Source organism: Streptomyces collinus, from assembly GCF_031348265.1.
Taxonomy (GTDB): Bacteria; Actinomycetota; Actinomycetes; order Streptomycetales; family Streptomycetaceae; genus Streptomyces; species Streptomyces collinus.
The window spans coordinates 7,188,539-7,213,798 of sequence record NZ_CP133771.1 but is presented as its reverse complement, the minus strand read 5'-3'; the positions used below and the strand labels follow the sequence as shown (position 1 = coordinate 7,213,798).

At 72.9% G+C, this 25,260-nt stretch carries 11 protein-coding genes; all 11 read right to left on the bottom strand.

All coding sequences use genetic code 11. The features are described 5' to 3' along the window. Positions 1-94: 94 nt before the first annotated feature. The 11 genes from RFN52_RS32550 to dltA all read right to left on the bottom strand — a co-directional run bounded on the left by RFN52_RS32550 (position 95) and on the right by dltA (position 25,077). Entirely contained in the window at positions 95-1,435 is a 1,341-nt protein-coding gene (locus RFN52_RS32550) for an aminotransferase-like domain-containing protein (protein WP_374050190.1), read from the bottom strand. Next, on the bottom strand, positions 1,429-2,568 hold the full coding sequence (locus tag RFN52_RS32545; RefSeq protein WP_311241102.1) for an alpha-hydroxy acid oxidase: 1,140 nt from the start codon (positions 2,566-2,568) through the stop codon (positions 1,429-1,431). The genes RFN52_RS32550 and RFN52_RS32545 overlap by 7 nt, the downstream gene beginning before the upstream one ends. After that, positions 2,565-3,677: a 4-hydroxyphenylpyruvate dioxygenase gene (gene hppD, locus RFN52_RS32540; protein WP_184851637.1), complete on the bottom strand. Its 1,113-nt coding sequence runs from the start codon at positions 3,675-3,677 to the stop codon at positions 2,565-2,567. The genes RFN52_RS32545 and hppD overlap by 4 nt, the downstream gene beginning before the upstream one ends. Positions 3,678-3,722: 45 nt before the next feature. Next, complete coding sequence (locus RFN52_RS32535; RefSeq protein WP_184851635.1) at positions 3,723-4,652, bottom strand: phytanoyl-CoA dioxygenase family protein; 930 nt, start codon at positions 4,650-4,652, stop codon at positions 3,723-3,725. Beyond that, entirely contained in the window at positions 4,636-4,995 is a 360-nt protein-coding gene (locus tag RFN52_RS32530) for a Dabb family protein (RefSeq protein WP_184851633.1), read from the bottom strand. Before RFN52_RS32530 ends, RFN52_RS32535 begins: the two co-directional genes overlap by 17 nt. Next, positions 4,992-6,473 carry a pyridoxal phosphate-dependent decarboxylase family protein gene (locus RFN52_RS32525; protein WP_184851631.1) on the bottom strand — a complete coding sequence of 494 codons (1,482 nt, stop codon included), beginning with the start codon at positions 6,471-6,473 and terminating at the stop codon, positions 4,992-4,994. The genes RFN52_RS32530 and RFN52_RS32525 overlap by 4 nt, the downstream gene beginning before the upstream one ends. Further along, positions 6,466-6,834 carry a hypothetical protein gene (locus RFN52_RS32520; protein WP_184851629.1) on the bottom strand — a complete coding sequence of 123 codons (369 nt, stop codon included), beginning with the start codon at positions 6,832-6,834 and terminating at the stop codon, positions 6,466-6,468. The genes RFN52_RS32525 and RFN52_RS32520 overlap by 8 nt, the downstream gene beginning before the upstream one ends. 61 nt (positions 6,835-6,895) lie before the next feature. Then, the gene (locus tag RFN52_RS32515) at positions 6,896-9,859 is read right to left on the bottom strand and encodes an amino acid adenylation domain-containing protein (RefSeq protein WP_184851627.1); all 2,964 of its coding nucleotides are present in this window, start codon (positions 9,857-9,859) and stop codon (positions 6,896-6,898) included. Between the two features lies 1 nt (position 9,860). Further along, positions 9,861-12,767, bottom strand: coding sequence for a beta-ketoacyl synthase N-terminal-like domain-containing protein (locus RFN52_RS32510; protein ID WP_184851625.1), 2,907 nt, complete (start codon positions 12,765-12,767; stop codon positions 9,861-9,863). Continuing rightward, positions 12,764-14,086, bottom strand: a complete 1,323-nt coding sequence (locus RFN52_RS32505) for an MFS transporter (RefSeq protein WP_184851623.1) — start codon at positions 14,084-14,086, stop codon at positions 12,764-12,766. Before RFN52_RS32505 ends, RFN52_RS32510 begins: the two co-directional genes overlap by 4 nt. After that, on the bottom strand, positions 14,083-25,077 hold the full coding sequence (gene dltA, locus RFN52_RS32500; protein ID WP_184851621.1) for a D-alanine--poly(phosphoribitol) ligase subunit DltA: 10,995 nt from the start codon (positions 25,075-25,077) through the stop codon (positions 14,083-14,085). Before dltA ends, RFN52_RS32505 begins: the two co-directional genes overlap by 4 nt. Positions 25,078-25,260 lie beyond the last annotated feature (183 nt).

Sequence of the window (25,260 nt, the reverse complement as noted above, 5' to 3'; positions counted from 1 at the left end):
CTGTAACCGACTGCGTCGACTCCCCCGGACCAAAACGCTCTGACCTGGAATGGTGCGGTCACCTTGGACTGACCTGGACGCCGACAGACGGTCTCTACAACCTGTGCCTCCCGATCAGTGCCGCCAGGCGACGCAGCCCCTCGTCGATCCGGGGCCCGGTGACCGAGCTGAGGGAGAGACGCAGTTGGCACTCGGTCCCGGGACCGGTGCCGAAGTGGCTCATCGGCGTCCACAGCACGCCGTGCTCGCGGGCGGAGACCTCCAGCAGCGCGTCGTCGGCGGGGAAGGGCACGGTGACGACGATGAAGAAGCCTCCGTGCGGGACGTTCCAGGTGACGCCCGAACCGCTGTCCTGCGGGAAGTGGTGGGCCAGTCCCGCCAGCAGGCGCTCGCGGTTGTCCCGGTAGAGGGCGATCTCCCGGGCGTTGGCCTCGCGCAGCGCGCAGTCGTGGGTGAGGAGCTTGCCGGCGATCACCGCCTGGGCGATGGGCGACGTGTTGACCGTGAGCATGCTCTTCAGCTTCGACAGCTCGTCGGCCAGGAGTCCGCTCGTGCCGTCCGCGGCCGTCACCCGCTGATCGGCCAGGACGTAGCCGACGCGGGCTCCCGGCAGACCGGTCTTGGCGAAGGAGCCCAGGTAGACGACCCGGCCCCGGGTGTCGAGCGACTTCAGGGTCGGGAGGGGGGCGCCGTCGGCGGTGAAGTAGCCGTACGGGTTGTCCTCCAGCAGCAGCAGGTCGAGGCGCTCGGCGAGGTCGAGCAGTGCTTGCCGCGCCGGCACGTCGATGCTGACGCCCGAGGGGTTGGAGAAGTCGGGGATGAGATAGCACGCGCGGGGGCGCAGACCCTGAGCGCGAGCGTCGAGCACGACCTCCTCCAGGTGGGCGGGGTCGATGCCGTGCGGTCCCTCCCGGACCTCCAGGACGGGCATGTCGACGAGCCGGGCGGCGCCGGTGATACCGACGTACGTGGGTGAGACGGCGAGCAGGACGTCGCGGGGGCCGGTCCGCAGCGCCCGCAGGACCAGGAACATGGCCTCCTGGCAGCCCACGGTGACGACGATCGCCTCGGGGTCGGCCACGATGTCCTCGTCGACGGCGAGGTGCCGGGTGATCAGCTCATGGACGATGCCCTTGGTACGGCCGTACTGGTAGAAGGTGCGCCGAACCTCGTCCTCGCCGAGGCGCCGGTCCTCACGCAGATGACGCTCGTAGCGTTCGAGGTACTGGTGGACGAGGGAGGTTTCGAAGAATCCCTCGTACGGGCGGCCGGGGGCGAAGGAGATCGCCTCGGGGAAGCGCTGGGCGATCTCGTTGAGGAAGGTCATCGAGCCGAGCGCCGGATCGGTGAGCGAGGCGTGCAGATCCGTCAGTTCGAGCGTCGCGGGGCCGGCCGGGCGGCTGCCGGCCTTCGGCTCCAGGGGGGCGGTCACCACGGCGAGGGTCCTCCGTCGGATGCGCGGCGGGTCCGCAGCAGGGTGGCCGCGGAGGGGTCGGTGCAGCCGGCCAGGCCGAGGGCGTCGCGGAATTCGGCGGCCAGCAGATCGAGGGTGCGGCGGACGCCGTCGGTCCCCGCGACCGCGAGACCCCACAGCAGGGGCCGTCCCACGAGGACGCCGCGGGCGCCCAGGGCGAGGGCCTTGAGGATGTCGACGCCGCCGCGGACACCGGAGTCGAGGAGGACCTCGCAGGCGGCGGGGAGCGCCGCGCGGACTTCGGGGAGGGCCTCCAGGGCCGGGACCGCGCCGTCGAGCTGGCGTCCGCCGTGGTTGGACACGACGACGGCGTCGGCCCCGCACGCCGCGGCACGGGCGGCGTCGGCGGGGTCCAGGACGCCCTTGACGATCAGCGGCAGCCGGGTGCGGCGGCGCAGTTCCTCCAGGTCGGGCCAGGACAGGGAGGGGTCGAAGGCGGCGGCGGTGTGGCGGGCCACCGCCGAGGCCCCCGCCGACGCCCGGTGGGCGGCGGAGGCGGTGCCCGTGGTGAGGTTGGCGGCGACGACGTCTTCGGGCAGGGCGAAGCCGTTGCGGACGTCCCGCAGGCGGCGGCCCATCCAGGGGACGTCCACGGTGAGCATGACGGCCGCGCAGCCGGCGTCCTCGGCCCGGCGTACGAGGTCGAAGGTCGTGGCGCGGTCGCGCAGCCAGTAGAGCTGGAACCAGGTGGTGCCGGCGACGGCGGCGACGTCCTCGACGGTACGGCTGCTGAGGGTGGCGACGGTGAAGGGGATGCCGGCTTCCTTGGCGGCACGGGCCGCGGCCAGTTCGCCGTCGGGGTGGACGAGCCCGTGGTAGCCGATGGGAGCGACGGCCACGGGCATCGCGGCGGGCAGACCGAGCAGGGTCGTCGCCGGATCGCAGCCCGACACGTCCCGCAGGGCCCGCGGAACGATGCGGGTCGCCTCGAAGGCCCTGCGGTTGGCGGCGAGGGTGAGTTCGGATCCGGCGCCGCCGGCCACGAAATCCCGTACCGGGACCGGCAGAAGCCCGTGCGCGGCCTGCTCGATGTCGGCGAGGCTGTGGAGGTGTTCCAGGGCCGTCGCGGGGGCTGCCCGGTCGGTGTGCGTCACAGCCCGGGGCCGTTGCGTCGGGACATCTCCAGCTCGACGGCCTCGTACAGGGCCCTGATGTTGGACGAGCCGAAGGTCTGCGCGCCGAGCCGTTCGATGACCTCGAAGAACAGGGTCCGCCGGGGGTGGGCGGAGCGGGTGAAGATCTGGAAGAGCTGGCCGGCGTGGTCCTCGTCGACGAGGAGGTTGAGGCTTCTGAGGGTGTCGAGGTCGTGGCGCCGCAGGGCCACCCGGCGGCCGAGGAGTTCGTAGTAGGTGGCGGGGGTGGTGAGGAACTCGACGCCGCGCCGGGTCAGGGCGCGGACGGTGGAGGCGGCGTCGGGGCTGGAGAAGGCGATGTGCTGGACGCCGGAGCCGCCGTGGTTCTTGAGGAAGTCGTCGATCTGGCCGGGCTCGGCCTCGGGGTCGGGCTGGATGAGTGTGAGGGTGATGTCGCCGGAGCGGCTCTGGACCACCTTCGACAGCATCGCCTGGGCGCCGACGGCTATCCGCTCCTCGAAGATCTCGCGGAAGCCGAGGGCCTCGCGGTAGTGGTCCACGGTGTCGGCGAGTTCGCCGACCTCCAGGCAGACGGCGAAGTGGTCGATCTCCAGGAGCCCCGGCCCGTCGGCGGCCTGCGCGGGGGCGGCGGGGGCCAGGGGCTCGAAACCGGGGGGCAGGTCGTCGCTGTCGCCTCGTTCGACGAGGGTGTGGACCACGTCGCCGAAGCCCGACACGGCGGCGGCGGTGGGTGTTCCCGGGCCGGCCTGCGGGGCCGGCCCGGCGACGGGGCGGGCGCCGCGGGCGACGGCGTGTTCGTACGCGGCGGCGGCGTCGGCGGTGCGCAGGGCGATGCGCGCGACGCCGTCGCCGTGCTGCTGCACGTAGGCGGTGGCCGGGTGGTCGTCGTCGGTGCCCTGGGTGAGGATCAGCAGGGTCCGGCCGTGGCGCAGGGCGAGGGCCCGGTGGTGGGGTCCCCGGGCCGTGCCGACGGGAGTGAAGGCGTAGTGCTCGGTCCAGTGGGCGCTCGCGCGGTCGAGGTCCTCGACGTAGAACTCCACGTGGTCGAGGCGGAGGTCGTCGACGGGCAGTGCTGCGTCGTTGCGGGCGATCTCTGCTGCCGTGGTCATGGGTGGGGTCCGTTTCTTCCTCGGTGTGGCGTGGGGCGCCGCGGGTCAGACGACGGGAGCGGGCGGCTGCCCGTCCCAGACGACGGGGCAGAACTCCGGGTCCGCGTAGTCCGGCGTGCCCTGCGCGGTCCGGCGGACGAGGACGTCGTGGTTGTAGGTGGCGAAGGTGCCGTCGGCGAGTGGGAAGGCCCGGTGGTGGTTGTCCCCGTCCTGCAGGTGGAGGGAGATCGCGCGGCGCGGCTCCGTCGAGAGGTTGGCGCCGCTGCCGTGGTAGGTGCGGCAGTGGTGGAAGCTGACGTGGCCCTCGGGTATGACCATCGGGACCTTGCGGACCTCCGCGCCGTTGGCCTGCGCGGTGCGGTTCAGGACCGACTCGGCGTCGCTGCCCAGTTCGACGAAGTGGCGGGCGGTGACGGCGTCGCGGTCGAGCTCCTGCCAGCGGTGGCTGCCGTCGATCATCGTGATCGTGCCCATCCGCTCGTCGCAGGTGTGGAAGGGGATGAACGCGGTGAGCATGCGCTCGGAGCTGGAGGTGGCCCAGTAGTCCCGGTCGAAGTGCCAGGGGACGACGTTGCTCGGCTCCTCGGCGCTCGGCGGCTTGAGGATCAGGGTGGACTGGAAGACCCGTATCCGGTCGGCCCGGGCGAGCCGTGCGGCGACGGCTCCCAGCAGGGGCTTGCGCAGCACGCGGGCGATCTCGTCGCTCTCGTAGTGGATGTAGTCGTTGTGCCGCTGGACGGCGCCCTTCTCGGGGGTCCAGTACGCGAGGCGCGGCGGCCGGGCGGGCAGGGTGCGGCTGCGGGCACCGGCGTAGAACTCCTCGGAGGCGCTGCGCAGGAGGGCCGTCTCCTCGTCGGTGAACAGCTTCTGCGACAGGTACCAGCCGTGCTCCGCGTAGAAGGCGACGTCGGCGTCGGTGGGGAGGAGGGCGCGTTCCTCGTCGGTGAGGGTGGAGGCGTCAGCGGGTGCGGACACGGGAGTCTCCTTCCGGGTGGTGCGGGAACCGGGTGGTGGGCGGGGCGGGGCGGGCCGGGATGTCCGCGAGGACACGGTCGCTGAGGGCCGTCCACGCCTCGGCGGTCCGCCGGTGGAACGGGTGGGCGAGGTACCGGGCGAGGGCGGCCTCGTCGTCGAGGAGGCCGAGGACGGCGTAGTCGTGGGCGGCGGCGCGGTCCGTGATGTTGCGCCCGCAGGTCCAGGCCCGCAGGTCCGGTATCTCCTCCCCCATGCGCTCCTGGAGTTCCTCGGCGGCGCGGACCTCGGGGCTGTCCCAGGTGATGCCTGGCTTCAGACGGAACAGAACGATGTGGTGGATCATCTGGTCTTCTCCGCGACGCGGTTCAGGGCCGCCCACAGGCGGGTGATGTCGTCGGCGGTCGTGTGGATGTTGGCGAGGGAGATGCGGATGACGTAGCCGTCGCGGATGACGGAGTGGGAGACGAAGGCCTCGCCGGCGTCGTTGAGTTCCGCGACGATGCGGGCGTTGAGGGCGTCGAGGGCGGCCCGCCCCTCGGGGGTGTCGGTCCGTGGCCCGTCCGACGGCTGGTAGCGCAGGCACACCAGCGGGTAGTCGGACGGCACCGGGCAGTGCCAGTCGGGGTGCGCCGCTGCCAGACCCCGGAGTTCGCCCGCGAGAGCGACGGCGTGATCGAGGCGGCTGCGCAGTCCGTCGAGGCCGAAGGCCCGGATGACCCACCACAGTTTGAGGGCACGGAAGCCCCGCCCCAGCTGGGGTGAGAGGTCCATGAAGTCGGCCGCGCCACCGGGGTGGGCGGAGGTGAGGTACTCGGGGACGAGCCGGTAGGTGTTGGCGAGGGCCCCGCGACGGCGGCAGTGCAGGGACGTGGCGTCGAGGGGGACGAAGAGCGTCTTCTGCGGATTGACGACGAGGGAGTCTCCGACGGACACGTCCTCCAGGGCGGGCCGCAGGGCGGTGGACAGCGCGAACAGCCCGCCGTAGGCGGCGTCGACGTGGAGCCACACACCGTGGCGCCGGCAGATGTCGGCGATGGGGCCCAGCGGATCGGCCGCGGCGACCGACGTGGTGCCGACGGTGGCGACCACGGCGACGGGCCGCCGGCCTGCCGCCACGTCCTCGGCGATGGCCGCTTCGAGCAGGTCCGGCCGCATGCGGTAGCCGCTGTCGGCCGGAATCCGCACGACATTGCGCAGTCCGACCCCGAGCGTGATGGCCGCCTTGTCCACGGAGCTGTGAGCCTGGTCGGAGGTGTAGATCCGGGGGACGGCCGCGTCCGGGCCGGCCAGACCGTGCTCGCGTACGTCGTGCGGGTACGCCGCGTCCCGGGCCGCGCCGAGGGCGTACAGGGTGGCCAGCGAGGCCCCGCCGACGAGGACGGCGTCCGCGTCGGCGGGGTAGCCGGCCATGTCCGCGAGCCAGCGCAGCACGACCAGTTCGAGGGCGGATGCCGAGGGACTGGTCTTCCACAGCATGGCGTTGACGTTGAGGGCCGCCGTCATGGTCTCGGCCAGGACCCCCGGAAAGCTGGCGCAGGTGGAGAAGTAGCCGTGGAAGGCCGGGTGGTTCCACTGCACCAGATCGGGGACGACCTGGTCCCACGTGTCGGCCAGGATGCGTGAGAAGTCCTCCCCCCGTTCGGGGGCGGCCGTGTCGAGCCGTGCCATCAGCCCGGCCGGGTCGTACGGGCGGGCCACCGGAACGTCCCGGACGTGCTCGAAGTGCTCCCGCAGGGATGCGAGCAGTTCCCGGCCGTGCCGCTCGAAGTCGACGGGGGCCCAGTCGCCGGTGTCTCCGAGCGTGGTGGAGGGCTCAGCCATGCGCCTGTCCGCCGTGCTGCGCGCCCTCGTGACCGTCGGCCTCGACGTCGACGGGGAGTTCGGTGAAGTAGACGATGCCCCGCGGGCCGTCGCAGTACTGCTCGTAGAACTCGCCGAGCAGTTCCTCCTCCTTCTTGATGAAGACCTCGTGCTCGGCGCGACTGCGCCAGGAGTACATCATCCAGATCTCCGACTCGCGCTCCTGGAGCTGGTAGAAGCGCCCGTGCTCGCACCAGCCCGGGTCGCCGTGGGCGCCGGGGCCGACGATGTCGTCCATCACCTGCATGAGTTCGAGGGCCCGGCCGGCGAACTCGTCCTTCAGCTTCCAGGTCTCGATGACGGTGACCTTGTCGGTGCTCATGGTGTTCCTCGCAATGGGTGAGTGATCGAGTGGTGGAAAGGTGGTCGTGCCGGTTGGTCGGTCAGTGGTCGGTGACGGCGGCGGTGATGGCTTCGATCTCGCCGCTGACGGCTGCCATCACGGACTCCACGAACGCGGTCGCCTGCGGGCCGGGGACGAACTCGGCGACGAGGCGGAGCGCGTCGGGCCGGTCCTCGAAGAGGAAGATGAGGGGCAGTTTGGCGATGCCGGTGAACACCTCCACGGCCTCGAAGAGCGTCGCCCCGGGGGCGGGCCGGCGGACTTCGGCGAGCATGGCGTGCACCAGCGGGGCATCGGGCCGGGCCTGAAAGGTCCGCAGATCGCTCAGCGCCACGTCCGAGTGGTCCAGGGTCTCCAGGAGGCCGTGGCGCAGCTCCGCCAGGTGGGCCGGGACGGAGGTGTCCGAGGTGCGGGGGCCGGCGACGAGCGGGACCACGTTGGTGAGGCAGGCGACCTGCCGGTCCTCGTCGCTCCGCTTGGTCATCGGCGTGGCGAGCGACACCGCACCCGTGGCGAGCCGGCGGGCGAGGACCGTGGTCAGCGCCGCGTGCAGAACGCCGAAGACGCTGGTGCGGGCCTTCCGCGTGGTGGCCAGCAGGGCCGCGTGGGCGGGCCCGGTGAGGCGGAGCTCCCTGCGGTCGGCGGTGTCACCGGGCGGCACGGGGACGGCGGAGCCCTCCTGGAGGGGGGACAGCCGCTGCTGCCACCAGGCGCGCAGGGCGTCCGGTTCGGCCGGGGCGCGCCAGGTGCCGACGGCGGCGCGCGGCGGCGGGGCCGGACGGTCCAGCAGCAGGTTCTCCAGGTGTTCGAGCAGGACGTCCACGGCGAGTGCGTCGATGGCGATGTGGTGGATGACGAGGAGGAGGGTGGTGGGCCGGCCGGGCAGCAGGTACGCGCGCATCTTCAGGGGGTCGGCGAGGTCGAACGGGCGGCGGCCGACGGCTGTCGCCGCCGCGTCCCCGCGGGGGCCGTCGGCCGGGACGTGACCCAGTCGGAAGGCGAGGGCGGCCGGATCCGCCGCCTCCTTGACGAGCTGTCCGCCGCGCAGGAGGTAGGCGGTGCGCAGGGCGGGGAGGTCACGGACGCAGTCCCGGAGGGCCTTCTCCAGGCGGTCGGCGGAGATCTCGCGGGTGAAGGTCAGCCGGTAGACCTCGTTGTTGCCACAGCTGCCGGGGGCGAGCATGTCGGCGAGCCAGATGTTCTGCTCGCCGACGCCGCACGCCTGGGTGCCGGGGGCCTCGGCCGGCGCGCCGGCCGGGGCCGGGCGGGCGTTGCCTCGGCGGCGGCGGACCAGGTCGGCGAGGGCGGCGACGTCCTCGCAGCGGTAGATCTCCCTCAGGGGCACGTCGGTGGCGTGTTCGTGCAGCAGCCTCCGCCGCAGCGCGATGAGTTCGAGGGACGTCAGACCGTGCAGCCGGTGGTGGCCGGAGGCCGGGTCCGGGGCGGTCGTGCAGCGCGCGAGGATGTCCTCGATGCGGTCCGCGCCGCTGTCGGCTGCGGAGGCCGCCGTGTCCGTGTCGGCGCCCGGGCGGGCGAGGAGGGTGAACAGGGCCTCCTCGTCGATCTTGCCGCTCATGGTCGCCGGGAGGGCGGGGACGATCAGGACGTCGTGGGGGACGCTGTAACGGGGCAGGACCGCGGCGAGCTTGGCCCGGATGTCCTCGGGGTGCGCGGTTCCCTCCGGCGTCGCCGTGACGAAGGCGGCGAGCCGGGTGCCGGCGGGGGTTTCCCGGGCGGCGACGTGACCGTTGGCGACACCCGGGCACGCCAGCAGGTGGGTGGTGATCTCCTGGAGGTCGACCCGGATCCCGTTGACCTTGCACTGGCGGTCGGACCGGCCGAGGCAGGTCAGCACCCCCGAGGCGTCGCGCACGACCACGTCCCCCGTGCGGTAGGAGGGGTGGGCCGCGCCGGGACGCCGGAAGAACGCCGTGCTGTCGCGGGCGTGCGCCGACAGGTACCCGGCGGTGACGTTGGGGCCGGTGACGACCAGTTCCCCCGGTTCGCCCGCGGTGCAGGGGGTGCCGTCCGGTGCCAGGACCTCGGCGGTGACCCCGGGCAGCGGGAGGCCGATCGGGATGGTGGTGGTGCCGTCGAGGTCGTCGGGGGTGACGACGTGGTGCGTGGTGTAGACGGTGGCCTCGGTCGGCCCGTAGGCGTTGATGAGCCGCAGTGAGCGGCCCGCGGTGATGCGGCGGGCCAGTTCCACGCGCAGCGGTTCGCCCAGCGAGGTCACCACCTTGAGGCCGGCCGGCAGCGTGTGGTGTTCCAGGTGGCGGGCCAGGTTGCCGGGCACGTTGGCCAGTGAGGTGAGGGGGACGGTGCTGTCCCCGATCCGGAAGAGGTCCTCGAAGAGGACGAGGGCGCCTCCGTGGACGAGGGGGGCGAGGATCTCGGCGAAGGAGACGTCGAAGCCGACGGAGATGGTGAACGCCGCGTTGGCCATTTCCTCGGGCGTGTACGTGTCGTGCAGCCAGTCGGTGAAGAAGGACAGGTTCGCGGCCGAGACCGGCACGGCCTTGGGCAGGCCCGTCGAGCCGGATGTGTACAGGACGTAGGCGACGGGGCCCGGCGTGGCGGGGACCTGCGCCTCGGTCGGGGTGCCGCCCGGGTGGGCGGCGTGCAGCCCGGATCTGGTCAGGACGGGGGTGCCCGTCTCGCGGAGGGCGGCCCCGTCGGGGTGGTCGTCCTCCAGGACGAGCAGGTCGCAGCCGGCGTCCGCCAGCATGAACGTGAGCCGTGCGGGCGGTATCCGGTCGTCGACCGGCAGGTAGGCGGCGCCGATCCACTGGGTGGCGAGGAAGAGCGCCACGGTGTCCGGCGAACGGTCGACGCAGACGGCGACCGTGGTGCCGGGGCCGAGGCCGCGTGCGCGCAGGGCGTGCGCATGGCTGAGGACGGTGGCGAAGAGCCGGGTGTAGGTGACGGTGGTGGTGCCGTCGATGAGCGCCGTGCGGGGGCCGTGCCCGTGGGCGGCGCGCCGCAGCAGCTCGTTGACGTCCATGTCAGTGCTCCGTGCGCGTGAGGGCGGTCGGTGGGGCGAGTTCGGGCGCGGCCAGGTAGCCGGCGAGGTCGGCCGGGGACCACACGGCGTTGTGGTTGACCACCTCGGCGACGGCGGGGTGGTCGTCCAGCGGGAAGCGGTGCAGGCGCTGCGGCTGTCCGGTCTCGGGCCGGCCGGCGAGCCTGCCGGCCAGTGCGGCCACCCACACCTCGTTCGGGTCGAGGTCCGCGACCATCCGGTACCAGTCGCCGTCGGGCAGCGGTTCGGGATGGTGGCCGGCGGCGCGCAGTCCGGCGAGCATGCCGCGCGAGCTGCACACCAGGTTGGGGGCGGCGTTGACGAAGCGGCAGCCGGGCCGGCCCGTCGGGCGCGCCTCCTGCGTCACGACACGGGCCACCACGTCGCCGGGCAGGGCCTGGAACAGCTCGTCGCCGCTCAGGTCGAAGCTGCGCGGGTAGTGGCCGGTCGCGAGGATGGCCCTGGTCCAGCTCCAGATGGCGTCGCCGGCGTTGATCCGGCGGGTGGTGCGGTCCCCGAAGACGTTCGGGATGCGCAGGACGACGGCGGACAGGCCGAGTTCGCCGGCGAGGCGGAAGTGGTGCTCGGCGAGGGCCTTGGAGCGGCCGTAGCCGTCGGACTCCGGCGGGAGAGCGGTCACCGGGCCGGCGGTGATCTCGCTGCCCTGGGCGTACGCCGTCGTGGTGAAGACAGCGGTGGTGGACAGGTAGGTGAGGTTCTTGCGCCGGGCGGTGGCGGCGAACTCGACGATGCCGGCGGCGCTGTCGGTGTTGACGGCGGCGAGGTTCGCGTACGGGTAGACGTGGTTGACGGCGGCCGCACTGTGGATCACCCAGGCGACCTGTTCGGCGAGGGCCTCGTACCGCGCATGGTCGAGGCCGAGGCGCGGGCGGGCGATGTCGCCGTCGACGCAGCTGAGCAGGTCCTCGCGGGCCCGGTCCCAGCCGGGCGTCGGGCGCAGCAGGCCGACGAGGGCGGCGCGGCGCTCCTCGCCCCCGCGCAGCAGGCACACCACGCGCCGTCCGGCGGCCAGGAGTTCGGCGAGGACGTGGGCGCCGACGAAGCCGGTGGCGCCGGTCAGCAGTACGGGGCCGTCCGGGTCGGCGGCGGTCTCGGCGACGGTCAGGCCGGCGTACCGGCCGGCGACGGCACGGATGGCCTCGGCGTCCGCACCGGCCGCGCCGCCGGTGTTCCCGGCGGGCCCGGCCGCGGTGCCGGCGGCCCCGTCGCCCGGGGCGGCCTCGGCGGCAGCCGCGTCGAGCTGGGCGCGGACATGCGCGCCGGTGGGCTTCGCCATGAACTCCTCGACGGAGAGCTCCACTCCGGTGAGGCGGTCGATCTCGTCCAGGAGGTGCAGCAGGCCGAAGGAGTCCCCGCCGAGCGCGAAGAAGTCCTCGTCCATCGCGGTCACCGGTTCCGCCGTGTGCTGCGAGAACAGTTCGAGCAGCTGCGCATCGGTGACCGGCGCCGCCGGGTCCGCGGTGCCGGCTGTGCCGGCGGCTTCGGTCCCGGCCCGGGCGGCGGCCGCGGCGTCCGCTGCGGCCTCGGGGCGTACGACGGGCTCGTACGGGACCCGGCCCGGTATCCGGACGACGGGGCGGGGGGCGCGGCGGGCTGCCTCGTCGGCGCCGATCAGGCTGCGGGCGTCCTGGAGCAGCACGTGGGCGTTGGTGCCGCCCACGCCGAGGGAGGAGACACCGGCGATGAGCGGGGCGTCCGCGTCCCGGCCGGCACGCAGGTCCACGGCGGCGCGGGCCACGTTCAGCGAGCCGTCGGACCAGTCGTGCGCGGTGGTCGGGGCGGTGAAGTTGATCTGGGGCGGCACGGTGCCGTGCGTCAGGATCAACGCGGACTTGATCACCCCGAACAGGCCCGCGGCTACGTCGCAGTGGCCGATGTTGGCCTTCACGGAGCCGACGTGGCGGCCACCGGGTCCCGCGGGGCCGTACGCCTTGGCCAGGGCGCGCAGTTCGATGGGGTCGCCGACGCGGGTGCCGGTGCCGTGGGCCTCGATGTAGGACACCTGGTCGGGTTCGAGTTCGGCGACGTCGAGGGCGGTGGTGACGCAGTCGAGCTGCCCGTCGAGGCCGGGGGCGGCGAAGCCCGCCTTGCGGTCCCCGTCGTTGTTGACGGCGCTTCCCAGGACGACGGCGTGAACGGGGTCGCCGTCGGTCAGGGCGTCTTCGAGGCGCTTGAGCAGGACGACGGCGGCGCCGTTGCCGGGGACCGTGCCGTTGGCGTCGTCCGAGAAGGGCCGGCAGCGGCCGTCGGCCGAGTAGATGCCGCCCTCACGGACGTCGTAGCCGGTCTCGCCGGGCGCGTGGATGCTCGCCGCGGCGACCAGGGCGCGGTCGCACTGGAAGGAATTGAGGGCCTGGACCGCCTGGTTGAGGGCGACCAGCGACGAGGAGCAGCCGGTGCCGATGTGGAGGGCGGGCCCGGTGAGGCCGAGCCGGTAGGCGATCCGGGTGGCCAGGTAGTCGCCCTGCGTGCCCTCCAGGATCTGGCTGACGTTGCGGGCCCACAGGTCGGGGCGGTGCAGCAGGATCTCCTCGAAGAACGACGACGGGCTGCACGAGGAGAAGACACCGGTCACGGAGTCCTGGCCGGAACCGGCCGTCCGCAGGCACTCCCAGGCGAGTTCGAGGAGCAGCCGGTGCTGCGGGTCGGTGAGGCCGGCTTCGTAGTCCGAGATCCCGAAGGGTTCGGCGGCGAACCAGTGGGCGTCGGGGATGTGGGAGGTGAGGCTGACGTGTCCGTCGGTGACGGGTCCACGGGTGAACACGTCCCGGCCGTCCGTCAGGAGCCGCCAGAAGCCGTCGGTGGTGTCGATGCCGGCCGGCAGCTTGAGGTGCACGCCGACGATGGCGATGCGGTCGTCGAAGGTCATCGTCCCTCCACCGGGTCGAGGGCCGGTGCGTCGGCGGCCGTGGCTGCGCGGTGGCGGCGGTCGGCCCTGACGAAGGGCACATGCACGAGGATCTTGAGGCTCATCCCGACGACGAACACGACCACCGCGGCCTGCAGGGAGCGGTCGAAGAGGAGGCCGAAGAGGGAGAAGCCGAGCATCCGGCCCAGGGCGTTGAACATCATGACCAGGCTCTGGCCCTTGCCGAGCATCTCGCTGGGCACGTTCGCGTGCATGAAGCTGACGAAGTACGTGCCGTAGACGCCGAAGGCGAGGAAGAGGAGGAAGCAGGCGAGGGTGAGGACGCCCAGGCGCAGCAGCGTCCCGTCGGTCATGGCGTCGACGGCGGGGCCTATGAGCAGGATCAGGAAGACGGCGGCGCCGACGATCATGGCGCCCATGCTGAGGGCCAGGCTCATGGAGGTGCCCCAGCGCTTGGTGTGGGGCACGACCAGCAGGGAGAGGATGCCGGCGCCTGCGCAGACGGCTTCCAGGTAGCCGTACTCGACGGAACCGGCGTGGAAGACCTGGGTGATGACGAAGGGCAGGCCCACCGTGATGAAGGGGTACATGAACAGGTGGGTGGTGAACCCGTTGGCCATCAGGGAGGTCAGCCGGGTGTCCGAGGTGATCAGCTTGCGGAACATGCCCAGTTCCTCGCGGGCGACGGCGCGCACGCCCTTGGCGCCGCTCCCGGCCGCCCTCGCCTGCGTGTAGACGACTCCCCGCTGGCACAGGAAGCCCGCGGCGAAGAGGGCGGCGGTGCTGATGGCGGTGGCGGCGAAGCCCGCTGTGGAGTAGAGCAGGACACCCACGACGGGACCGATCATGCGCACGGCGTCGCCGATGCCGAACAGCAGGTTGTTGGTGTCCAGGATGTCCTTCTCGTCGATGACGTCGGGGACGATGCTGGAGAAGCTGGTGGTGACGAAGGACTCGCAGACGGAGAAGCAGAAGACGGTCGCGTAGACGAGTGCCACGGTGGCGTCGGTACCGAGGAGCCACGCTCCCAGCAGGAACGCCACGGCGACCACCACGCGCAGCGCGTCGCACACCAGGATGATGTTCTTGCGGTTGAAGCGGTCACAGACGACGCCGGTGACGAGGCTCAGCGCGAAGAAGGGAACGGTGCCGACCAGCAGGGCGAGCCCGAGGTCGGTGGCCCGGCCGGTGAGGTCGAGCAGGTACACCGCCATCGCGGCGTTGAAGCCGAAGGTGGCGAGCCGGCTGGCCGATGAGCCCAGCACCAGTCGGGCCACCGGACCCGACCTCATGGCTTTGAAGGCTTCGAAGGTCTTCACTTCCCACTTCCTGTCTCGCGTCGGGCCCTGCGCTTGCGGGCCAGTCGTTCCCGGGCGGACGGCGCGGCCGGTGCCGTGTCCCGGTCGGTCCGGGTCCGTTCGTGGACGTGCCGTGCCTGGAGGTCGACGGACGGCTTCTCGTAGAGGTCGATCAGTTCGAAGCAGCCGGGGAACCGGTCGTTCAGGAGGGTGAGCAGCCGGAGCATCGTCAGGGAGGTGCCGCCGTGGTCGAAGAAGCCGCGGTGGTCGTCCACGGGGGTGCCGGGCAGGACGGTCCGCCACAGTTCCCGGACGCCGGCACGGGGCCCGACGGCGTCGCCGTCGCTCTCTGGTGTGCGGGCGGGTTCGGGCGCGGCCCAGGAGCGGTCGGCCAGGGCCCGGAAGTCGGCCTTGCCGTTGGGCGTGAGCGGGATCTCCCGGCAGAACCGCAGCCGGTGGCCGCGCATGTATCCGGGCAGGGACTCGCGCACACGCCGGGCGACAGCCCCCGCGATCTCCGCCTCGGAGACGGCGCCTTCCCGCAGGAGCGCGTAGAGGATCACGCCGGTGCGCTCGGGGTTGGCGGTGACGCGGAGGTCCTCGATGCCGGGTACGCCCGTGAGGAGGGCGGTGTACTCGCCCGGTTCGACACGGAATCCGGAGATCTTCATCATGGCTCCGGCGCGCTCGACGAAGCGCAGTCCGTGGGTGCCGTCGCGCAGGACGACGTCGCCGGTCGGGTAGGCGGCGACGGCCGCTCCGCCGACGTAGCCGTCGAACAACTGGGGTCCGTGGACGACCAGTTCACCGCGGCCTTCGACGGGAACGGGGGCGCCGAACCGTGACCTGACCTCGCACACGACTTCGCTCAGGGGCGCGCCGAGGGTGGAGGGCGGGGTGCCGGGGAGGATCTCGCCGACCAGGCTGACGGGGCCGTTCTCGGTGGGACCGTAGACGTTGAACAGGCGGGGCCCGGCGGGGAAGTGACGGAACCAGGTCTGTGCGGCGCCGGCCGGGTAGTCCTCCCCGCCCACGGCGCAGACGCGGACGTCGCGCAGCCGGTCGAAGTCCTCGTCGCTCATGGAGGAGACGAGGAAGGCCCAGTAGGACGTCGGCAGCGGCAGGTGGGTGACCCGTTCGCGGGCGACGAAGGCCGCGAACGCGGCGGGGTCGGCGCGCTCCTCGGGCGGCAGCACGGCGAGCCGGTTGCCGACGAGGACGGACAGGCCGAGTTCCTCGATGAACACGTCGTAGGCGGGGTTGCCGCACTGGGCGATGACGGCGTCGGCGCCGCCATACGCCGCGTTGATGCCGTCGACGTAGGCGTCCAGCGAGGTGATGCCGAGCCGGACGCCCTTCGGGCGGCCGGTGGAGCCGGAGGTGAACATGATGTGGGAGGGCGACGCCGGCCCGCCCGGGCAGGGCGGCGGGACGGGGAGCCCGGTCGCGTCGTCGCCGGTGGTGAGCGCCGGGTACGGTGCCGGGACCGCCTGGGGGTCGTCGGCGACGACGACGTCGGCGTCCACGGTCGCGAGGATCTCGCTGATGCGCTCGGGCGGGTTGGAGGTGTCCAGCGGTACGTGGACGGCGCCCATGCGGGAGCAGGCCAGCAGGGTGACGACGTGGTCCAGGACCTGGCCGGAGAGGCAGGCCACGACGGACTTGCGGCCGGCGCCGCGGGCGGCGAGGAGGGCTGCGAGGGCGTCGACGCGGTCGTGGAGCCCGGCGGCGCTCAGGCGGATGTCCCGTTCGGTGTAGGCGATGTCGCCGGTACGTCCGTCCCACGCCGTCCGGAAGCGCTCGTACGCGCTGCGGCGGGCGGGGGCCCGCTCGGGCGCGGTGGCGGACAGGATGCGGTCCTCCCCACCCGTGAACGTGCCGAGCGGGCGGTCCGGGCCGGCCAGGCCCCAGCGCAGCCACTCTTCGACGTGACCGGCCAGGGCGCGGACGGTGGAGGCGGCGAACAGGCCGGGGTCGTACTCCCAGAACAGGTGCAGCGCGCCGTCGATGATCTTGGCGTCGACGATGAGGTCGAGCTTCGCGGGGCCGCTCGGGAGCAGGAAGCGTTCCGCCAGGACGTCGCCGAGGCGGAAGGTCTCCCCGCCCTCGTCGTTGAAGGACAGCATGATCTGGTAGAGCGGGTTCCTGCTGCCGTCGCGGTGCGGGGCGCAGGCTCCCACGACGTCCTCGACACTGAAGCCGGTGCGGCCGAGGGCGGCGGTGACCATGTCCCGGTTGGCGTGGAGAAGCTCCCTGAAGGTGACGTCGGCTCCGCCGATGCGGGTGCGCAGCGGGAGGGTCTCCATGAAGAGGCCGATGGTGTCGTGGTGGCGTGTGTCGCCGCGGTTGGCCGTGGGCACACCGATGACCACGTCGTCCTCGTGGCTCATGTTGCACACGGCCAGGGCCAGGGCGGTGTGGACCACGTGGAAGGGGGTCGCGCCCCACATCCGGCAGGTCTCCGCGAGGGTGGCGGTGTCGGTGTCGTCGAGGACCCGGTGGAAGGTCGCGGCCGGGTTCTCCCGGTCGCCGCGTCCTCCGTCGAGCGTGGGCAGGTTGTGGCAGGCGGGTGCCCCGGTGAGCAGTTCGGTCCACCACGCGGTGTCGCGGGCGGCGTCCTGCCGGGCGAGGGCGGCGGCGTGGTGTCCGAAGGGGAGCGGGCTCGACGCGTCAGCGCGTGCGGTTCCCCCGGCGAGTTCGGCGTAGCGGGCCGCGAGGTCCTCCAGGAGGATCCGCTCCGACCAGCCGTCGAAGACGACGTGGTGGACGACCATCTGGAGCAGGGCCGATCCGTCGGGTAGCGGGTGGCAGCCGGCGCGGAACAGGGGGCCGCCGAAGACGTTGACGGATTCCCGGCGGGCTTCGGCCAGTTGCCGGGCGGCCTCGTCCTCGTCGGCGCAGGGGCGCGGCGCGGCGATGTGGTCGGTGACGGTACCGGGCCCGGGGTGCAGGACCAGTCGCTCGCCCTCCTCCGCGATCCGCGCGGTGAGCAGGGGGTGCCGTTCGAGGACGGCTTCCAGTGCCCGGTGCAGCAGGGTGAGATCGACACCCGGGGCGAGGCGGAAGCACATCGGGTTGACGTAGTCGGCGCCGGTACCGAGCTTCTCCAGCAGGTAGAGGCGGCTCTGGGCGGGGGTCAGGTCGAAGGAGGCGGGGGCAGCGGTCTCGTCCGGTGCCGGCGGCGGGACGGGAGGGGCGGCGAGCAGTTCGGCCTGCCCGGCGAGGGTGCTCTCGCGGTAGAGCGCTTCGAGGGTCAGGCCGGCGTCGAACTCCTCGTTGATGCGGCGCAGCAGGATCGTGGTGGACAGGGAGTTACCGCCGAGGGAGAAGAACGACACCTCGGCCGGCAGGGGTTCGGCGGTGCCGAGGACCTCCTGCCAGACCTCTTCCAGCCGGCGGGCGACGGATGCGGGGCCGGCCGGGGAGGGGGCCGCCGTGGCCATCGGGGCGCGGGCGTCCGCGTCACGGTGCAGCCGGTCGAGGTCGACCTTGCCGTTGGGGGTGAGCGGCAGCTCGGGCAGCAGGAACAGCGTGTCGGGCACCATGTGGGCGGGCAGCTGCCTGCGCAGGGTGTCGCGCAGTGCCGTCCCGGTGGCGGTGGTGCGCGGCAGGGAGTCGTCCGTCACGACGTGGGCGCGCAGGCTGCGGCCGTCGGGGGAGACTTCGCAGACGCAGTCGGTGACGCCGTCGACGCTCCCGATGGCGGTCTCGATCTCGGGCAGGCTCACCCGGAACCCGCGGATCTTGATCTCCCTGGTGGCGCGGCCGTGGTAGCGCAGGCCGGCGGGGGTGAGCGAGGCGAGGTCCCCGCTGTGGTAGCCGGTCGCGCCGTCGAGGGCCGCCACCGGGCGGAACGCCGCTTCGGTCTGCCCGGGGTCGAGGTAACCGCGGGCCAGGCTCTCGCCGAGGATGACGATCTCGCCGCGCTGGTCGGGCAGGCAGAGGCTGCCCCGGGTCACGACCGCGATGGTGGTGTTGCAGATCGGGGTGCCGATCCGGACCGAGCCCCGGGCGAGGTCGGCGCCGGTGACGCGGTGGACCACGCAGCCGACGGTGGCCTCGGTCGGACCGTACTCGTTGAACAGACTGCCGTCGGGGAAGGCCCGGTACCAGGGGGCGGCCACGCCCGCCTTGAGCTCCTCGCCGCCGATGACGAAGGTGTGGCGGTCGGACCGGATCTCCTGGACGGCACCGAGGTTGGCCAGGGCCACGAGGTGGGACGGGGTCAGTTTGAACAGCCGCGGGCCGCCGGGGCCGAGTTCGCGCAGGAGCCCGGGCAGTTCGTCGCCTTCCCCGACGATCCGCAGGGTGAGCCCGGCGGAGAGCGCGAAGAGGGTGGTGGTGACGGTGGCGTCGAAGGACAGCGGCCCGGCGACCACCGCGTCCTCGGGGCCGTGTTCCAGGTAGGTTCCGGCGCAGTGGGCGAGGTAGTTGGTGAGTGCGCGGTGGGTGACGGCCACGCCCTTGGGGCGGCCGGTGGATCCCGAGGTGAAGATCACGTAGCAGAGGTCGGTGCCCGCGGGGCGGCGCGCGGGCGGGGCGACGCCCGGCGCGGGTGCCGGGAACTCCGAGCGGGTCACGGTGCGGACCGGGTAGCGGTCGCGGTCGTCGTCCTCGACCAGGGCGAAGCGGATGCCGTGCGCCTCGAGGAGGTCCGCGGCGTTGCGGCGCAGGTGCTCGGAGTCCATGGGCACGTAGGCCGCGCCGAGCTTGTTGACCGCGAGGACGGCGACCAGGGACTCGGCGGACCGGCTCAGCGTGAGGGCGACCAGGTCGCGGGGGCGGACCCCGCGCGTGTGCAGGAGGACGGCCAGGGCGTCGGCGCGGGCGTCGAGGGTGCGGTGGTCCCATGAGTCGCCCTGCGGGGTGCGGACCGCGGGCCGGTCGCCGTGGGCTGCGACGACGCGGGCGTGGGCGTCCAGCCAGGTGGTGTCGGTCAGCGGCACGGCCGGCCCGCTGAGCAGGGCGACGCTTGCACCCTGGGCGGCCGGGCCCGTGACCCCGGTGAACTGGTGGGCGGAGGGCGGAAGTTGAGGCTGCCCCGCGGTAGCCCGGAGGAAGGACTCGAACAGGTCGGCGGTACGGGCGATGCGCTCGGCGGAGAACAGCGCGCTGGCGTACTCCCAGTGCACGTGCAGCCGTCCGTCGACGATCTTCGCGTTGAGGGTGAGGTCGAACTTCGACTCGACGGTCGCCGCCTTGACGCTACGGCCGTGCCCGGTGTGGAAGGGGAAGGTCTCGGAGCCCTCCGGCTGGAGGGCCAGCATGATCTGGAACACCGGGTTGGCGCCGGCGAGGCGCGGCGGGTTGAGTTCCCGCACCACGTGGTCGAAGGGCACCGCCATGTGGGCGAAGGCGTCGTGGAAGAACTCCTTGGCGCGGACGACGGCCGTCTCGACGGGACTGTTCCAGTCCAACTGGTGGCGGAAGGCCACGGTGTTGACGTACATGCCGACCGCGCGGCCGTCGTCCTGCGTCTCACGGCAGTCCACCGGGGAGCCGATGACGACGTCGTCCTCGCCGGAGAGGAAGGAGACGAACAGCGCGACCAGCGTGTTGAGGGCGACGAACGTGGTGGTGCGGTGGCGCCGGGCCAGATCGGTGACCAGCGCGGTGGTGCCGGCCTCCAGCACGGTGTGCAGGGCCGCGCCGTCCTGGGGGGCCAGACGCTCCGGGCGCTCCCCGTCGAGCGGGAGGGCGTGCAGGACGGGGGCACCGGACAGATGGCGCACCCAGAACGCGGTGCTGTCGGCGGTGGGGCTCTGTGCGGTGGCGAGATGGCGCAGGAAGCCCGCGCCGTCCTCCTTCCACTGGGGCGTCCGGCCCGCCAGGCGTGCCTCGTACGCGGTGCGCAGGTCGGCGATGAACAGTTCCTCGGACGTGCCGTCGAAGATGGCGTGGTGGATGGCCATCGCGAGGAAGTGGCGGTCGGCCGCCGCGGTGATCAGGGCCGCGTCGAGAAGGGGGCCTGTCTCCAGGTCGAAGGGCCGGTTGAGGCGGTCGTGCAGGATCCGCTCGGCGCCGGCGATGTCGAGGCCGGGCAGGTGCAGACGGGCGAGGGCGTAGTCCTCGGTCGCGCGGCCGCGCAGGACCACGGTCTCGTCCGCGGCGTGGAACCGGGAGCGCAGGACGCGGTGGTGGCCGACGACGTCGTCGAAGGCGGTCGTCAGGATGTCGGCGGACAGCGGGCCGGAGAGGTCCAGCAGGGTGAGCGAGTTGTAGAGGGTGGAGGGGCCGGTGGCCTGGGCCATGGTCCAGAAGCGCTGCTGGAGGGGTGAGATCGGCACGGAGTCCGGGGCGGCCGGGCGGGCCGGGGCGCCGTCGGCAGGTGTGGCGGCACCGTTGCCGGCGGCCGGGGCGCCGGCGGCTCCCGTGCCGCCGCGGACGAGGGTGGCGAACTCGCGGAGCACGGGCCGGTCGAAGACCGCCTTCACCCTCAGGTCGACACCGAATGCCTGGTTGACGGCGTGCACGTACTTCGTCGCCAGCAGGGAGTGCCCGCCGATGGCGAAGAAGTCGCTCTCGCGATCGATCGGGGTGCCGGGATCGAGCAGCCCGCGCAGGATCTCCGCGAGACGGCGCTCGTCGTCGTCGGCGAGGTCTCCGAGGGCGTCGTTCCCGGCTCGGCGCGGTACGAGGGCGAGCAGGGCACGCTGGTCGATCTTGCCGGTCTTGTTGAGCGGGAAGGCCGGCACCTCGACGATGCGGTCGGGGCACATGTGGCGGGGCAGCACGTCGGTGAGGGCGGACGCGACCCGGTCCGTCCAGGCCCTGCCGTGCGGATCGGCCGGCGGGGTGTGGACGAGCGGGCGGACGCGGGCGGTGGTGTCGTGACGGGTGCCCAGGTGCCGGCTGTCGGCCAGCCCTGAGGCGCCCTCGCGGAACAGGGCCACGTCCAGGCGGCTGAGCCGGCCGTGTTCGTCGCGGGCGTAGTGGGCGCTGGCGTGCAGCCCGTCCGCGGCAGCGGAGGCGAGGATCGCGTCCATCTCGCTCCGGCCGGCGCTCGGCGCGGCCGGCCGGGCGGCCGCCGCGCCGACGCCCGAGGCGATGGCGTGGAGGTTCTCGCAGTGCGCGGCGGTGCGGTCGTTGCGCACGCCTCGCAGCACGGCCATGTCGAGCGTCCCGGCGGCCAGTTCGGCGCGCAGCCGGTCGAGATCGGCCGGGCCGCCCTCGCGCACGGCCGGGCCGGCGGCCGGACGGGCCAGGAGCGGCGCGTCCTTGGTGAGGACGACGTCGTAGCGGAAGTCGAGGAGTTCGCTGGAGTGCCGGCTGACGCGTGGCAGGACGCTGACGCCCGCCACGTCCGTTCTGGTCCGGGCGTACTCCTCCCAGTAGAGGTCGGACAGCAGCAGCTCGCCGGTGGCGTCGGAGTGGGAGCGCGCCAGGCGCAGGCGTTCGATCGCGGGGCGCGGCTCGGGCAGGGCGGCGTCGCGGGCGTCGACCAGGGAGAGGCTGAATTCGTCGAGCAGGTCGGTGTTGCGGACGTCGCCGACGAAGACGTGGCGGACGGTGTCGATGGCGAGGACCTTGTCCAGCACCGATTCCAGGTATGCGGCGTCCGGGAAGTACTGCACCACCGAGTTGATGATCACGGTGTCGACGCCGGCGGTGCGCACGCGGTCCGCGTACCGGTCGATCTCGGCCGCTTCGCAGGTGAAGAACGAGAGGTCGCCGGTGTCGACCGACTGGGCGTTGGCCCGGTTCGCCTCGATGATCGAGGACGAGAAGTCGCAGGCGAGGTAGGAACGGACGCTGCGGCTGAGCGGGTAGGCGATGATGCCGAGACCGCACCCGATCTCCAGCACGTTGACCGGCCCCAGGGCCGTGATCCGGCTCAGGGTGGAGTCGAGCCAGGCACGCATCTGCGCCTCGGGGATCCGCTCGCCGGTGTAGGAGCTGATCCAGCCGGAGGTGTTGAACTCGATGTCTCCGGTGACCCGCTCGCTGTACGCGTAGTCGTAGAACTCGCGCCACTGGTCGACGGTGGCGGTGCCGTCGCCCGGCTCCCCTGGCCGGTCTCCGGCGGTCGCGGTGCGGGCACGCTGGACGAAGCCGACGAGGGAGCGCGGCTCGTCGGGGCCGCCGGTGACCAGCACCTCTCCGCGGGCGACGTCCGGCGCAAACTCCAACGCGGCCTTGATCTCGCCGAGTTCGACGCGGTGGCCTCGGATCTTGACCTGGCCGTCGCGGCGGCCGAGGAAGACGACCTGGCCGTCGTTGCGCAGGCGCACCTGGTCGCCCGTGCGGTAGCCGCGGGTGGTCCCGTCGGTGAAGAACGGGCCGGTGCCGTCGAGGGGCCGGCCGAGGTAGCCGGCCGCCACCTGGGGGCCGCGCAGGACGAGTTCGCCGGCGGTGCCGAAGGGCACCTGCCTGCCGTGCTCGTCCTCGACGGTGAACTCGATGCCGGGCAGCGGCCGGCCGATCGCGAACACGCGCTCGTCGCGGTCGGCGAAATCGGCGACGAAGACGCCGACGGTGGTCTCGGACGGTCCGTAGTGGTTGAACACCCGGACGTCCGAGGGGACGCTGCGCAGGGTCCGCACGAGGGCACGGGAGGCGGCCTCACCGCCGAGCACCAGCGTCGTGCGCGGCAGCAGTTCCGCGATCGGGTGCGTCTCCAGGAGCGCTTCGAGGTGGCTGGGCGTGATCTTCAGGACGTCGACGGCACGCTCGCGCAGGAAGGTCCGCATGGCGGCGCCGTCCAGAACGTCGTCCCGGGTGGCGATCTCCAGACGGCCGCCGCTGGCGAGGGCACCGAACAGCACGGTGTTGCCGAAGTCGGTGGCCGGGCTGGAGTGCCAGGCGTGCCCGGCACGGGCGCGCAGTCCGAGCCGCGGGACGACGCCGCCGAGATAGGCGGCGAGGTTCCCGTACGTGACGCGCACGCCCTTGGGGCGGCCGGTGGAGCCCGAGGTGAAGACGTGGTACAGGTCGTGGTCGGCGGGGACCTCGGCCAGGCCGGGCAGGGGCCCGTCCGGCGCTGCGAGGGTACGGACGTCGACGACGTCGATGCCGTGCGCGGCGGCCTCGGCGCTCAGGTCGGGCAGGTCCTCGGCCACCAGCAGGCAGGCCGGGCGGCTGGTCTCCAGGACCGAGGCCCGGCGGGGCGCCGCGTCGTCCCGGTCCACGACGACGTAGGTGGCGCCGATGGAGAGGATGCCGACGACGGCGTGCACCAGTTCCAGGGAGCGGTCCATGGCGAGGGCGTACACCGCGTCTCGGCCGTGCCGGGCCAGGAGCGCGGCCCCGGTGCGCCGGCCCTCGTCGAGCAGCTCGGCGTACGTGTCCTGCCGGTGGCCGTCGGACACGGCGATCCGGTCGGGTTCGGCGGCGGCGACGGCGGCGATCCGCCGCAGCACGTCGAGCGCGACGGGGCCGCCGTTGCAGGCGGGGGTGGCCGGCCGGCTCGGGGTGCCGGCGTCCGGCGCCGGACGGTTCTCGAGGGCAGCCGGCGCTCCGGAGTCCAGGGCGGTGAGGCCGGCCACCGGGCGATCGGGGTGCTCGGCGGCCTCGGACAGCAGGGCGGCGAACCAGTCCGCCCAGCGCTCGATGGTGGCCCGCTCGAAGAGGCCGTCGTGGTAGACCCACTCGATCTCCCGGGTCCGCCCGTCGCCGTGGACGAATATCTCCAGGTCGAAACGGCTGTTGCGGTGCGCCTCGGGAAGCTCCTCGGTGACCGCGCCGCCGAAGACGGGACGGGTGACCCGGTTGTTCTGCAGGACGAGCACGATCTGGAAGACGGGGGTGGTGTGCTCCTCCCTTCCCTCCACCAGCCGCTCGACGACCTTCTCGAACGGTGCCTGCTGGAAGGTGTAGCCGAACTCCGTCTCGTCCTTCTTGACGGCGAGGACCTCCCGGAACGTGGCCCCGGCGGGGACCGCGCCGCGCACCGAGATCATGTTCACGAAGAATCCGATGGTGCCGTGGATGTCCCGCTGCTCGCGGTTGGCGATCGGGCTGCCGACCACCGTCTCCTCCTGGCCGCTGATGCGGGCGAGGAGGATGCCGAGGAGTGCGTGCAGGCCGGCGAACTCGGTCGCGTCGTCCGCCAGGCAGACCTTCCGGAAGGCGGCGTACGCCTCGGTGTCCAGGCTGCGGCGCACCACGTCCGCCCGGCGGTGGGCCGCCGGGTCGGGGGTGAAGTCCGTGGGCAGGGCGTGGCGCAGCGGGGCTCCGGCGAGGCGTCGCTCCCACTGGTCGACGAGGCTGTCGAGGACGTCTCCGGTCAGGGTGGCGCGCTGCCAGCGGGCGTAGTCACGGTAGGCGCGGTCGGGGCGGACCGGGGAGCCGGGGCCGGGCCGCGGGTCCTCGTAGTACGCGGCGAGGCGGTCCAGGATGAGCGAGATCGACCAGCCGTCGCAGGCGATGTGATGGATGTTCAGGACGATGTGGTGCAGGCCCTCGGGGCCGGTGACGATGCGGCAGCGCACGGGAACGTCGTTGCGCAGGTCGAACTGGTGGTCCGATTCGGCCTGTTCGAGCTTGCGGGCCAGACGCTCGGCCTCTTCTGCCGTGTCCGCGCTGCACCGGTCGATCCAGGGTCCGTCGTCGAGGAGTTCCTGGTGGACGGCGTCACCGCGGGTGCGGAAGACGGTGCGCAGGGCGTCGTTGTCGGCGACGACGCCGCGCAGGGCCTCGGCGAACCGGTCGGGGTCGAAGGGGCCGCGGACGGCGAGGACACTGACCGAGTTGTACGCCTCGGACCGCTCGGCTATCTCGTGGAGCAGCCAGAGGCGCTCCTGCTGGTGGCTCGGCGGAACCGGAGCGAGGTCCGCGGACGCGGCGTCCTGTCCCCCGTCGGCTGCCGGGATGGCCTGGGTGCGGGGCAGCAGGGCCGCGATGATCTGCGCCTTGTTCTCACGGACGTAGGCGCGCTCCTCGGGCGTGAGCACCTCGGCGCCGGTCGACCGCAGCCGGCCGTCCCCGAGGAAGAAGCGGACGCCGCGGCTTGCCGCCTCCCGAAGGAAGGTGAGCGGTGCGTCCTGTGGTGCGTTGCCCTGAGCCACTGCCATTCCCATCCCCTGATCCCCTGTCTCCGCCCGGCGTACGGGGCGCTCATGACGCCCTCGGTCCGCCCGGGCCGCCGCCCCCGTGCAGGGCGGCCCGGGCGGGCGCGGTCGGGCCATGGTCGCCGGTCCGGGCGCGCCCGCCCGTTGTCAACGTCGTACGGTGGTCGGCTCCTCGGCCGGGGTGCT

Excerpts from the sequence above, each read along its gene's own strand:
- RFN52_RS32530 (WP_184851633.1), bottom strand. The coding sequence starts at position 4,995 with ATGATCCACCACATCGTTCTGTTCCGTCTGAAGCCAGGCATCACCTGG.
- dltA (WP_184851621.1), bottom strand. The coding sequence starts at position 25,077 with ATGGCAGTGGCTCAGGGCAACGCACCACAGGACGCACCGCTCACCTTC.
- RFN52_RS32525 (WP_184851631.1), bottom strand. The coding sequence starts at position 6,473 with ATGGCTGAGCCCTCCACCACGCTCGGAGACACCGGCGACTGGGCCCCC.
- hppD (WP_184851637.1), bottom strand. The coding sequence starts at position 3,677 with ATGACCACGGCAGCAGAGATCGCCCGCAACGACGCAGCACTGCCCGTC.
- RFN52_RS32515 (WP_184851627.1), bottom strand. The coding sequence starts at position 9,859 with ATGGACGTCAACGAGCTGCTGCGGCGCGCCGCCCACGGGCACGGCCCC.
- RFN52_RS32520 (WP_184851629.1), bottom strand. The coding sequence starts at position 6,834 with ATGAGCACCGACAAGGTCACCGTCATCGAGACCTGGAAGCTGAAGGAC.
- RFN52_RS32510 (WP_184851625.1), bottom strand. The coding sequence starts at position 12,767 with ATGACCTTCGACGACCGCATCGCCATCGTCGGCGTGCACCTCAAGCTG.